Origin of the sequence: Mesorhizobium sp. WSM4311 (genome assembly GCF_002295115.1) — a bacterium.
Taxonomy (GTDB): Bacteria; Pseudomonadota; Alphaproteobacteria; order Rhizobiales; family Rhizobiaceae; genus Mesorhizobium.
In genome coordinates this window covers 504,375-517,496 of record NZ_NSFV01000002.1, presented here as the reverse complement: position 1 = coordinate 517,496, position 13,122 = coordinate 504,375, and the positions used below count along the sequence as shown (strand labels likewise).

Genomic DNA, 13,122 nt, shown 5'->3' with positions numbered 1-13,122 from the left:
CTGCCACCCAGACGTCATCGAGGGATGATGTCTCCGGGTCGTCTCGTCAAAGTCCGTGATATCGGCACTATCCTGCAGAGCACATCAGGTGCACGCATTAGACCATTCGATGCCGATAAAAAAGGCCGGAGGGACGCGATCCTGTTCCGTGCCGACATGCGGCGTGCCAACTGACCCCTCACATTGGCCATGCAGAAGGTAACCAGAGTTACCCCGAAAGAAGCCTTGGGAATGAACAAGCGGCCTAACCCATTGAAGACTCAGCGAGAACCGGTTCCCCCGTCGCAAGCGCGCCGACGTTTTTGCGGCCGGCGACCCGAGACGAAAAGCGCTTGCCCCATTTGTTGACTGGATCTTCAACGAAATAATTGAGCAGGAAGGCAGACGGGATCACCAAGGCTAGAGTCAGCGTCAGGCTGAGCATGAAAGCAATCGTTGGACTCTCGACCATCCCCTGGATCGACCTCATGGTCGGAATGAGCACGACGATAAAAAGGCTGTGAAGCAGATAGACCGAGTAACTGATTCTCCCCAGCCACGCCGAAACAGGATTGACGATCACGGCAACGGGGAGAAGGCCGAGCCCGACCACCAACGCACCAAACATCACCCCTTCCCAATAATATTTGTCGAATATCGCAACCTTATTTGCCGTGATGGCAAAAAACATCACAGGCACAAACGTCAGAAGAGCCAAACCTATCCGCTTTCCTTCCGGATGCTTTTCCAATATCGGCAACAAATAGAAAGCGATAAGGCCGAAGGTAAAAATCGGAGCTCGATAAAGAATTGAATACAGGTAGTAATTGAATGGATCAGCAACAAATAAATTTATATTCATAAAGAAAAGGGCAGCTATGCATATAGAGGCAAAAAATACCGAAACCGACAGAATTACACCTTTAGAAAATCGATACAAAAAGGGGAATATCATGTAAAATACCATTTCCACGCCAACCGTCCAACCCGCCGGAACGATGGACGTCTGGTAACCTGGAACCAGATTAAACAGAAATGTCATATTCAACAGGATCGATTTTCCATCGATCTTTACACCGCTGAAATTGTGAATGCACATGACCAGGATAATTAGGTAAAATAGCGGAGCTATCCTGAAAAATCTCCGCAGTGCGAACCCTAATATCGGGCGAACTTCCCGATCATGAACCGGCATGCTGAGGCAGAGTGAAAACGCACTCACCACGAAAAACAGATCCACCCCCATGGTGCCGTTTACGACGAACAGATCGAGAAACGGTGCAACTGGAAGACGCGGAGATGGAAGCATCGCCACGTGCACAACGACGACCCAAATGGCCGCCAGCCCACGCAAGGCATCCAAGAAGGGCACTCGGTTCAGACTTGCGTTGTAGCTGCCGGCCAATTTGGTACCTCACGGAATTCTAGCAGCACCTACTTCGAACACCGCGGTTACGCAACCTGTCGGCTTTGAAAGGGCATCATTCCGGCACGGCGCCACCTTTAGGCTGGCACCACCATCGACCCTGCGGGGGCTATGATTAGCAGCAGATTGGCAGCAGTTAAATCTGTCCCGGCGGTACATCCAGTCAGCTTTTAGTCCCCAGCCGTCGCTTCAAAATCGCGCAGAATTCAAAAGTGTTGTGCGGCGTGGCATAGACTTGCTCCACGTCAAGCCCAATGAGGCCGAGATTGGCAAGTACCTCTATTCCGGAGCGGAAACTCTGCGGGGTGAATTGCCAGGCGTGCACATCGATGTAGGCCCCGCCGGAATTGTCGTACCCGCTCATTGCCTGCGAGACAGTCGTCATATCTTGCCGAAATTTTGCGACCCCGTGATCTCCAGCCCAATGGCGTGCCGCGTCATTATGCGTGGTTAGAGCTATGTGTTCGATAACGCTCGTTGCGGTGTGAACCTTGTTGCCCCGAGCGCCGATGAAATCCGCAATTGAGCTCTCTGGAATGAAATGATCGAAGCAGTAGCGCTTGTCCGGGATAATCAGGAGGTATCTGCCCGTCGGCACGAGAATTCTCGCCACCTGGTTCAGATGATAGATCAGATCCGGTTGATGCTCGATGCAGTGACCGCTCAGGCAAAAATCAAACTTTTCGTCGACGATACTCAAGTCGCCATTGCTGGAGACATAATGAATATCGACGGGGCTGGAGTAGGCATAGCCGATCGCATCCGCCCTCTTGATCAGTCCGTGTTTGTCCATGACGTCGAAATATTTAATATTTCGGCCACGCAGGGTTGGATTCGTGAAAGGCCCCAGTTCGAGGGTTGATTTGCGACCGACAAGAGCGGCAAGCTCATTTCTGCTGAATTCTGGCGGAGCGGCATCCATGTAAAAATCCTCGGTTGGTTCGGCTTCATGTGGCGCGCTTGGCATTGCAGCAGCGGCCGCTTAAGGCTGAAAATTCCACTGATGGATGAGTGGGTTGGGACCTCAGACGAGTCATTCCAGGTTATGCGCTATTACGCCGAGAATTTGGTTTTAAGACCGCCCTGACGCAGCGATAGAACGGCCTTAGAATCTTGAACAGGATAGGTACCCTGAACTTCAGGGAGCTTTTAGTGGCAAAATTGAGTTCAGCCAGAGAGCGCTTCACCGACAGTGGCGGCGCTGGCAATTGCGGTGCTGGTGCAAGCAGGGGAAAATCAGCTTTTTTCCACGTAGACAGCATCTGATAGTGCAATGGAAAGTCGTTCATCGGCAGCATGCCGACAAGCTTTTGCATCTTGAATTCCAGCATGGCGTAGTTGTGCGCCGCTTGATGAGCGCACATGATGTGCTGGGTGATATAGCCCACATCCTGGGCCGCGTAGGCCGTCAGGCGCTCAAGCGCATGAGCCAGGCCGCCATCGACATGATGTGGTTCGGCATTAAAGTCTTCCCACTTCCACCGATGTTCGAATAATTTTCGTAAGGCGCGGGGCCGGAACCAGAACATGGTGCCATAGGCAGCCACCGGAGTGGTGTCATCGAATTTGACATCAATGTTCAATAGGCGCGCGGTTTCCTCAACCTTGGGCCTGTTGGAGAACCAGACGCGCCCCATGGTTGGATAGGAGATGTGAATAAGCGGTGGAATGACGAGACCGATCGAAGCGTTGTCCTGGAACAGGTCCAATACGTTGTGAACGTAACCACGGGTATTCAGCAGGTTCTCGAGCAGATGCCGCTTGAACAGGTTGCTCCTCGATGACTGCACCTGAGGTGACTTTTTCGTGTGCAGGCGGCAGACAAGGTCATAACGATCGTCGACCAGCAGGTCACGCAAGGAGATGAACAGCGAAGACATGTCCCGACCGCGGTTCTGCTCCACGATCCTGACAATCGCCTTGTTAATGCCGGGGCGCTTTGCCAAGAGGGCTTCGATCTTGGCCTGCTTTTCCGACGTGTCCGTCGTGGCAATGAAATCATAGGGAACAGGGATGTTCTCGGTCAGATCCAGCATCTCGTCGAGCATATCGATGTAGTAAATATGTGCGCAAACCGCCACTTTGCCGTAGTCGGTAGGAGCATCATCGTCCTTGATGCGCTCATTCGGCAGCACACTCGTCAGAGCCGCGTTGGTGCTGAGATTGCGCAATTCGGAATCGCGCAGAACATCGCGCCAAATCAAATTCATATCGTAGTCGGACGTTTCCTCGATAACGCGCAAAGCGCGCGGTAAATCGACAGGATTGTGCTCAAGGACAGTTGGTTCGTTCAACAACAAGCTTCGCTTCAGCAGTGGAAAACGATTGATGACTGCTTCATCAACATTGATGAACGCGGGATCGTGCGAGCCGTATTTCTCCGGGTCGATATACGCTTCCGCCGAATAGCCCAGACCTGTAAAATGTTTTGTGAATTGCGAGGCGTGAATCAGAAAGGCATCTGGGTCACTCTTTGTTTCCGGCAATTTTGCCCAGTATCTCTTGAAGGTTTGCGATCTCAGCATGTCGTTCCGGATGGCGATAAAGCATGTCTGGAGATGCCAAGGCAGATAACCTGCTCCAGTAAATGGATTTGCCGCGATTTCCTTGTGGGCGGCGGCGCCCCAGAAATCACTTTCGCGACCTTCCATCTCTGAAAACATTTCGGAGAAAGGAAAAAGCGGGCCGTAACAGGTGTCATTCAGCAGGATCAGTTCGTCGTACTGGGAAAGAGCGTCATGGCCGATCGCTTCAATTCCAGCCTTATATCCCCAGAGGTCCAATCCCTCTCTCTCGCGCACTAGCAGTTGATCACAGCTTGCCTTGACCGCTTTTTCCGACGGCTTCGACAGATCGCCATTGGAAACGACAACAATCTTGTCAACGACCTCTCGCAGCTTTTCGAGCAGAAAGATGACATAGTCATCCGCAACGCCACGCTCGTTGATGAGAAAAAACACAGCAATACGACGCACTTGGATGCTCCTGCTAACTAGACCGTGAACATCGCTGCTTCTGCAATCATGATGTGCGCTGTTCATTGCGCCGAGAAACCGGCTGCAAAACTGCCCTCGTGCCTCGATAAAACGGCCTCAATATCGTAAACAGGATTGGCACTCTAAATTTCAAAGAGCTTTTGATCGCCAGATTGAGGTCAGCCAAAGAACGCTTTACCGATGGCGGTGGTGGCGCTGGGGGTGGCGGCGCCTCCAGTGGATAGCCGGCCTTTTTCCACTCGGACAATACATGGCCGTGCCAGAGAAAGTCGCCCGACGGCATCACGCTTGCAAGCTTTTGCATCTTGAATTCCAACATGGCGTAGGCGTGCGCAGCCTGGTGCGAGCACGCAATATGCCGTGTGGTGTATCCAGCATCCTGGGCCGCGTAGGCCATCAAGCGCTCGAGCGCATGAGCCAAATCGCCATCGTCAAAGTACGGTTCGGGATCGAACTCTTCCCACTTCCAAGTGTGTGCGAATATTTTGCGAAGGGCGCGGGGCCGGAACCAGAACATGCCGCCATAGGCAGCCACCGGAGTGGTGTCGTCGAACTTGACGTCGATGTTCAACAGGCGCGCGGTTTCCGCAACCCTCGGCTTGTTGCCAAACCATGAGTGCCCCATGGTTGGAAAGGCGATATGAATCATCGGCGGGATGGCGAACCCGATCGAAGGATTGTCGTGGAACATGTCCAGCACGTTGTGAACATAACCACGGCTGTTCAGCAGGTTCTCAAACATGTGGCGCTTGAACAGGTTACCCTTCGATGCCTGCACCTGAGGCGTCTTTTTGCTGTGAACGCGGCAGACAAGGTCATAACGATCGTCAACCAACAGATCGCGCGTGGATATGAAAAACGCCGACATGTCCCGGCCGCGGTTCTGCTCCACGACGCGGACGATGGCCTTGTTTATGCCAGCGCGTTTCGCCAAGGCGGCTTCAATGTCAGCCTTCTTTTCCGGCGTATCCGTGGTGGCAATGAAATCATATGGTACGGGAATGTTCCCGGTCAGATCCAGCATCTCGTCGAGCATATCGGTGTAGTAGATATGCGCACAAACGGCGACATTGCCGTAGTCGGCAGGGGCGCCAGCGCCCTTGATCCGCTTGTCCGGCAGCACACTCATGAGTGCCGCATTGCTGTTGAGACTGCGCAATTCCGAAACGCGCAGAACATTGCGCCAAATCAAATTCATATCGTAATCGGATGTTTCCTCCAGAACACGCAAAGCGCGTGGTAAATCGATAGCATTATGCTCAAGGAATGTTGGGTCATGAAAAAATAGCCGCCTCTTCAGCAACGGAAAGCGGTTGATTATAGCTTCATCGATATTGATAAACGCTGGATAGTGGGAACCATATTTCTCTGGATCGATATAGGCTTCCGCCGAATAGCCGAGATCCGTAAAATACCTCGTGAACTGCGATTCATGAAGCAGAACGGCATCCGTATACGTTTTTATTTCCGGCAAATTCACCCAATATTTCTTGAAGTCAGCCGATTTCAGTATGTCCTTTCGGATGGCGATGAAATACGTCTGGAGATGCCAAGGCAGATGACCCGTTCCGGTGAATGGATTTGGCGTCATTTCCTTGTGGGCGGCAGCGCCCCAGAAATCATTTTCGCGACCTTCCATCTCAGAAAACATTTCGGAGAAAGGAAAAAGCGGGCCGTAACAGGTGTCATTCAGCAGGATCAGTTCGTCGTACTCGGACAGAGCATCATAGCCGATCGCTTCAATTCCGGCTTTATAACCCCAGATGTCGAACCCCTTGTTCTCCCGCACCAGCAGCTGATCGCAACTGGCCTTGACCGCTATTTCCGAATGCTTGGACAGATCACCGTTGGAAACGACAATGACCTTGTCGACGACCTCTCGCAGTTTTTCGAGCAGAAAGATGACATAGTCATCCGCAATCCCACGCTCGTTGTAGAAAGAAAACACCGCAATACGATGCACCTCGTGCTCCTGACTAAAATATCAAGTTCGCTGAAAAACTGTCTTCGTCGTCCTAACCAAGGCGTGAGTCGATCCAGTTGCAAAGCTTCTCGATTCCCTGCTCGACATCGACCTGCGGTCGCCATCCCAGATCGCGCACCGTCCTGTCAATGCTGGCAACCGCGGAGCGCACGTCGCCGTTGCGGAACATGCCGTTGATGCTTGGTTCCGGTGCCTCGTATCTTTTTGCAACGATCCTCGCCAGTTCAAGAACCGTTGTTCTGGACCCTGTACCGACATCATAGGCGATCGACTGCGACAAATTTATTCGCGTTGCCGTGTCGATCGCCGAAGCCACGTCGTCGATGAAAACGAAGTCCCTGCCGATGTCTCCATCCTCGTAGATCGGGATACTTTTGCCTTCCTTGGCCATCCTGATGAACAGTGACACGATACCCGTATAGCTGTTCGTCAGCGACTGGCCGGGACCGTAGACATTCTGAAGGCGAAGGACGTTGACGGAGGTTCCGAACGAAAGAGCCCAGGCACGCAATATCTGCTCCTGGGTCAGCTTCGTTGCGCCGTAGATGCTGGTTGGATTCGGTATCGTTTTTTCCGCGTCCATCGGCAGAGGCTCTAAACCGGGAAAACTCCACTCGGCGCGTTCAAGCTGCTGCTTCGATCTCTGGCCCGGATATATGACCTCTCCTGCGTTCGTCGACCGCCATGCGCCTTCGCCGTAGACGGCGCGGCTCGAAGACAGGACAAAACGGTCGGGAACATGCGATACGGTGGCGAAGGCATCCAACATCCGGGTCGTACCAAGGACATTTGCCATCGCATGGCGGGAACCTTCCGTGAGCGATTGACCCGTTCCCGTCTCGGCCGCCAGGTGAATCACGACTTCAGGTCGAGCGGTTTCCAACAACTGCGTCCAGGTGGAAGGCTCGGCAACATCCGCAACCATGAGCTCAACGCGAGGATCAAGTTCGGCAGGACGCTTTTGCCCGGCATGAATCTGCGGATGCAAATTGTCAATGACAATGACCCGCTCGAAGCGGTTTGCCAGTCTGGGAGACAACGCGCACCCAATGAATCCGGCTCCGCCAGTCACCATACATGTTTTGGACATCAAGCAGCCATTTGCATTTCATCAGCTGGCTGTTCGTTACCAGCGTCAATCTCGTTTGAATAGGTATAAATGGGCTCGGTTTCGGGTCCGATGCGATCTTCGGCACCCGAGCCAGCTTGCATCTGCACAAGTGGCGGCAAATCGGCGATGCCGCAGCATTTCTGATTTACGGGCATTGAACCCATGCCGATATCCGCCCCTTTTTCGCCCTTATACCTAAGGCCGCAAGCCGGCAGAAATCCTGTTCCTTCCCGTCAGACAGCGGCCGTTCGCGGGCGTCTGCCATTGGCCACGATCAGGAGAATGGTTGCCGCCGCGAAACCGACAAGGCAGAATTCCAGCGTCTTCAACAAGTGACTGCTGTCGTAGTAGAAATGAATCTCGCTCGGTCCGGTCACCTCTACGGCAGGGAAGAAATCCAGAAACTTGTCTAGTTTCACTGGCTTTCCATCCAGTGTGGCTCGCCAGTATTTATTGACGCGGATAGGCAAAACGACCCATCCATGGGTCGCGCCCGAATAGCCCACCGTCAGGTCATCCGGAAGATAAGACGCAAGGCGCACCGGCCCATAATCCGCCTCCGGTTGCCCGCTCAGCCCATTCACATAATAGCCGGACCCCGAAACCGCGTTATTTTCGATCACGTCGATGCCCGGCTCTACCGACGCGACCGAGAAATTCTGCGGAAGCCGGGGCTTTGCCCCAATCTTCATCTTTGGCATGCCGGGAAATGTCCTCGACCCGATCTGATAGGTCGCACCACCAGCGGTTTCGAAGGCCCATGCACTGATCGCCTTCTTGCTGTCGGGCTTGGTCATTGCAATGACATACCGATACGTGCCGGCATCGAGTGGAACGTTCCGATTGAAAGCAAAGGTAGCGTACAGGTTGTTGCGTATCGCCTCCGGCGGCAATTCCGCGTGAGCCACGAGGCGTTCATTTTGGTAGAGATCGAAGGTCAATGCCGAAGGGGCGTAATCCTCATCATAGGTTCCGAACAGCACCTGCACGTTCGTGGCGTCCATGGGCTTGTCGATTGACAGCCCACCCTGGAGGGCACCACCATTAAGAGCAGCCGTCGGCCGCTGGCCAACGCCGTCGGTCTCGTAAGCAATGCAAAAGTCCCTGACAATGAAGAAGCGGACGGCAGCGTAGACAATCCCTGGGCTGGAGAAATTGATATCCGAGCATTGGATGAGAGAGGCCGTATAGGACACCTCATGAGAAGGCGCTATGTCATCGACTATCTTCTTTTGAGCATCGGTGCGAAATCCATGAGCAAACAACTCAGGCAACCTATAGTTTGACAAGACGCCCGAGAAGTTGAATATATCTCCGGCAATAATACTTTGCCCAGGCAGAATTTCAGATAATACATAGGATATCGATGGCGTTTTTGGAAAAAAAGTTTCAATATCTGGACGCGCATTGAACTGCCTAAACCAATACCCAAGATTAATTGTTTGCAATACGCATAGAAATATAACGATATAGAATTTGTAATCTGACATTGAATGCAGCGACGTTACCGATTTAAATTTCAATGACAATATAAAATTTATAGAATAGGCCGACAATATCGCCAGGGACAATCCAAATAATATTACAACCCTGCCCCATCCATTGATGCCAAATCCCGGAATCATTTTCACGATGTCGGCGGGAGCCGCGCCAAACGCAGTCGCCAGCGTGAACGCTGCCAGCAGCAACCCAAAAGCGGCAAACCGGTTGGGTGCTTTAAAAACGAAAACTAACGCAAGAAGGGCCAGGACGGCCGCGGGTACGCCAGCGGAAAAGGTCCGCTCGACGCCGAGATGATTCACAAAGTCCGAACCGAACATGTTGACGATGTCATAGGGCGTGAAGATCGCCCTACCGTCTCGAATCGACAAATCGGTTGAATCGAGAATGTCTTTAACCTGCAAAAGACCTGGAAGAGCCAGCAGCGCCCCTGCAGCGCCGGCGCAGCCCAGCGCGATGGTTCGCCTGACCGCGAGCTGATTGATGCCCGCGCTCCGGAACTCGACAAAAAGCAGTACGGCCCCTAGCATAAGGGACGCGATAGCCCCAAGCAGGGCGACAAATGGAAATCCGCCCAGCCCCATCAGGGCGACGCTGAAAATGAGCCCAAAAGCCCAACCGAGACGGCCTGTCTGCCAATAACGAAGCTGAGTAGCCAGAACCCATGGAATAAGAGCGCTCGTGGTCAGATGAGGCCAATGCGCCCAAGCGATGTTGAAGCCGCAAAATGCAAATGTAATGGCGCCGAAAACCGCGGCCACATGATTTCTAAACATGAAAAACAGCAGGCAATAGGTACCGAAAGCCGCCAGCAGATAATTTGATAAAATTGCGAACGTGTAGCCCATGGCCTCATTGGGCGTGAGGGCATAAACCAGGAAGGGTATCGACAGGCCTTCGTAAATCGGCGCCTGGATGCCGGCCGTACCCAGCTGATTGAGTGGGTTCCATAGCGGGATGTGCCCTTCCCGCAACTCTCGCCTGAACTCCCGCCAGTTTGGCAGCCGGCTATCCAATATGTCGGAACGCTCCATGTTGACAAGTGGAGTGTCGATCCCGGCATTGTCCCATCCCGGATAGGCCAACAGCAGATCCATCGGTGCCAGCGTTTGCCGAAAAGGATTGACGCCCACAATCCCCAGGACGAGAACGAAAAGAAGCACCAGCGAAATGACGTGCCGCAAAAATGGCGCCTGCTCCGGTACATGGTTGTCCTGCACGGACGTTCCCGTCATCTGCGTGTCCATACACTTTTCCCTTTTGGTGACCTACGCGCTAACTTTTATCTTCTGCATGGCGGGTGGCGGCATACCTGCCAAACAAGAGGCCGAGCAACGCCAACAGGCAATCGCCGGCACAAGAGATGATCCGAAAAAGCAAGGCTGCCGCAGTAGCTGAACCGGCCCCGTATACCGGTGACAGGAACTGTATAAGCAGATACTCCCGAATGCCTACGCCTGCGGGCGAGCCGGGGGTAACAAATCCCAGCAACCAACTGATCGATGTCCAAACAACCAGGCTCGAAAAATCTGCATCCGCACCGAGGGCCTTGAGCAAATAACTCAAGCTAAGTGCAAGAAAAATAAAACAAGGAACTCCAGATAATATTGATGCAAAAAACGCAGCTAATTTCCCTCTTAATCCCCCGAAAGCCAAGCCTGCGCCGACGAAAATTATCAGAACGGCAGCCATGATAGGCATTCTGTATTCATAAATTGCAGCGGCCTCGTCATTTCTGATCCACGCGGGCAGCAATGTGAAGTCAATGGTCCGTGATGAATAGGTAATTATTCCTAGAGATGATACGACAATGGATATTATCTCCATTATTATTATGGACGCCGTCGCTCTATGTAATACGCCATGCTTCCCAGACAGATAAAATCTGCCAACATATTGACCTACATTGCCCGGGATATACTTGCCGATTTGAGAGACAAGGAAAATATACAAGAGACGAGACGGTGGAAGACGCACACCAAAAGCCTTTGAAAACATTCCAAAGGCCAGAGCACCGGACATCACACTCAGCATGTACATCAGTAATGCCGTTAGAAATGACGGTTCAAAATAGAATGACGGCGGCTGCGAAAGAACTACGCTTCTGTTGATCCAGAAGGCTCTGCCTACGTAAACGATTGCCGCAACCGTGAGTACCGCACCCACGTAACCTGCAGCGCGTTTTCCAATTGCGACCCACGAACTACTTGTCACCGCGAAAGCGCCCTACCACGAAATATCCATCGCCTAGGTTCGTGCGCAGGAACGGTCGTTGCAACTGGATTGATAGCCACATGGCCAAGAGACCCGGCCAAGTGCACATCTTGTTGAATACGCTAATAAGACCACTCCTATCGATGCCGCTAGATGCCGTGCTTTGATCGAGGCCCTTGACTGCGCTTCGCTTGTCCATTTCCGCCTGATAGTACTTGATACGCTGGCTAGACAATAGATTTGCAAGTGGAAACCCGTAGGATTCGAATGCAACAATATCGAGGCCCGCCTTGTCGAAAAGGTCCTCTAGTTCTTGTCGTTCGTAGCGGCGCACATGGCCAGCCCAGTCGTCGGAAACAGTCCAGCGCTTCATAAGACACGGCACGGATGCGAGAAACAGACCGCCCGGTTTTAGCCATGAGACCCAGAGGCCGAGCGCCTCATGATCCTCTTTGATGTGCTCCAGGACCTCGAAGGCGGAAATCACGTCGAAAGTGCTGCGCCACTGAGGGTCAGGATCAGAAAGGATATTGACGCTTGTTTGAACAGTCAGCGCCTTCGCAACCGACACGGCGTCTGGCCCAGATTCAAGACCGCTAGCTTCGAATCCTCGGTCATAAAGATCAACCAGCAGCGCACCGGCGCCGCACCCGATATCCAGGGAACGCCGACCTTTACCGATCTTCAAATGATGAAGGACTCGTGACCGGCGCAATATGTATCTTGGCGCCGGCACCCAGCCCAGTTCGGGGGCCGCGGTCCCGTAAAGAAAATGCTTGAACACGTTTCAAACTCCTATCCGTTGCAATAGGTCGTCGCGCAACCGCTGACCGATTTTGGAAGGCGCAATTTCGGCAATGATCCTGTCCGAATACCCGGTGTCGGTCGCGCCGATCGCTTGAACGATGGCTTGCGCGAGCGCTTGCGGCTTGCCCGCCTCGATCAGAGTTACACCTCTTGGCGGGTTGTCTCCAAACAGCTCTCGAATGGCAGGAGAATCACGAGTGATAAGGGGTTTGCCCGCACTGACTATCTGAAAGACTTTGTTTGGAATTACCCTGCCCGATTTATCAGACGTCCCGAATATCCCAAGGCAGACAGTCGCTTTCTCGATTTCAATCTGGAGCTTTTCATACTCGACCCACTCGGTCCAATCCAGGTTTCCAGGATTGCGTTCTGCAATCATATCGCGAATTTTCGATGCCTCTTGACCCGTTCCGACGATTCGAAAATTGATCGCCGTATCAGACAACAAACGAGCCGCTTCCACTATGGTTTCAATACCATGAAGTGGGATGAATTGCCCATAAAACAAAACGGTGGCTATAGGTCCGGAGTCGACTGCATCCTTTGGGCTAAAATTCTCGCTCTCCACTCCAACAAAGGCCCTAACTATTTTCCTCGGATCAACCAAAAACGTGTCGGCGTAGTATCTGCCATGTGCATCCGTATCGACCAGCACAACGTCTGCCGATCTAAGCGATATTCTCTCCAACCAATGAATGAGGCGCGACGGGAGGGAGCCAACCTTAAACAACTTCCGATCTTCAACAACCGTGTTGAAGATCGGAAGGAACGCATCCACGACTACCTTTTCACGCCTCAGCTTCGCCAGCGGCCAGATAAGCAAGGAATCGAGATAAGCAAAGTAGCCGCAGACAACAAAGTCATGACGAGCGGAGAAGACGTACCGAAACAGAAGTATGGGGTACCAAATCGCAGCTGTGCCTATCAGACGAAAAGCAGACCACACCGAGGAAACTTGGCTCTTGTCCTCGATGCCGCGCCAAACGTGGAAATGCAGTTCGTCGACGTTGACTCCCGCCTCTCGAAGACCTTTCCGCAAAATCCGGATTCTGGGCTTGCCGGTATCATAGGTGCCCCACAAAAGAACCTTCAGCGTTCGCCCCAT

Annotated in this window: 10 protein-coding genes; all 10 read right to left on the bottom strand. The window is 52.8% G+C overall.

Annotated features, from left to right (window positions below; translation table 11 throughout):
- Positions 1-244 precede the first annotated feature (244 nt).
- Positions 245-1,384, bottom strand: coding sequence for an acyltransferase (locus CK226_RS06265; protein ID WP_095791339.1), 1,140 nt, complete (start codon positions 1,382-1,384; stop codon positions 245-247).
- 184 nt (positions 1,385-1,568) lie between these two features.
- The gene (locus CK226_RS06260; protein WP_095791449.1) at positions 1,569-2,327 is read right to left on the bottom strand and encodes a methyltransferase domain-containing protein; all 759 of its coding nucleotides are present in this window, start codon (positions 2,325-2,327) and stop codon (positions 1,569-1,571) included.
- A gap of 121 nt (positions 2,328-2,448) precedes the next feature.
- A complete protein-coding gene (locus tag CK226_RS06255; RefSeq protein WP_095791338.1) occupies positions 2,449-4,380 on the bottom strand; it encodes a rhamnan synthesis F family protein in 1,932 nt (643 codons plus the stop codon).
- 46 nt (positions 4,381-4,426) lie between these two features.
- A complete protein-coding gene (locus CK226_RS06250; protein WP_095791337.1) occupies positions 4,427-6,364 on the bottom strand; it encodes a rhamnan synthesis F family protein in 1,938 nt (645 codons plus the stop codon).
- Positions 6,365-6,416: 52 nt separating this feature from the next.
- A complete protein-coding gene (locus CK226_RS06245) occupies positions 6,417-7,460 on the bottom strand; it encodes an NAD-dependent epimerase/dehydratase family protein (protein ID WP_280951471.1) in 1,044 nt (347 codons plus the stop codon).
- 14 nt (positions 7,461-7,474) lie between these two features.
- A complete protein-coding gene (locus CK226_RS34310; RefSeq protein WP_142875425.1) occupies positions 7,475-7,660 on the bottom strand; it encodes a hypothetical protein in 186 nt (61 codons plus the stop codon).
- A gap of 69 nt (positions 7,661-7,729) precedes the next feature.
- Positions 7,730-10,243, bottom strand: coding sequence for a hypothetical protein (locus tag CK226_RS06240; RefSeq protein ID WP_142887631.1), 2,514 nt, complete (start codon positions 10,241-10,243; stop codon positions 7,730-7,732).
- A 28-nt stretch (positions 10,244-10,271) separates the two neighbouring features.
- Complete coding sequence (locus CK226_RS06235) at positions 10,272-11,162, bottom strand: lysylphosphatidylglycerol synthase domain-containing protein (RefSeq protein ID WP_142887632.1); 891 nt, start codon at positions 11,160-11,162, stop codon at positions 10,272-10,274.
- Between the two features lie 37 nt (positions 11,163-11,199).
- Entirely contained in the window at positions 11,200-11,994 is a 795-nt protein-coding gene (locus CK226_RS06230; RefSeq protein WP_095770847.1) for a class I SAM-dependent methyltransferase, read from the bottom strand.
- 3 nt (positions 11,995-11,997) lie between these two features.
- Positions 11,998-13,122: a glycosyltransferase gene (locus CK226_RS06225; protein WP_095791333.1), complete on the bottom strand. Its 1,125-nt coding sequence runs from the start codon at positions 13,120-13,122 to the stop codon at positions 11,998-12,000.

Excerpts from the sequence above, each read along its gene's own strand:
- CK226_RS06260 (WP_095791449.1), bottom strand. The coding sequence starts at position 2,327 with ATGGATGCCGCTCCGCCAGAATTCAGCAGAAATGAGCTTGCCGCTCTT.
- CK226_RS06245 (WP_280951471.1), bottom strand. The coding sequence starts at position 7,460 with ATGGTGACTGGCGGAGCCGGATTCATTGGGTGCGCGTTGTCTCCCAGA.
- CK226_RS34310 (WP_142875425.1), bottom strand. The coding sequence starts at position 7,660 with ATGGGTTCAATGCCCGTAAATCAGAAATGCTGCGGCATCGCCGATTTG.
- CK226_RS06240 (WP_142887631.1), bottom strand. The coding sequence starts at position 10,243 with ATGGACACGCAGATGACGGGAACGTCCGTGCAGGACAACCATGTACCG.
- CK226_RS06225 (WP_095791333.1), bottom strand. The coding sequence starts at position 13,122 with ATGGGGCGAACGCTGAAGGTTCTTTTGTGGGGCACCTATGATACCGGC.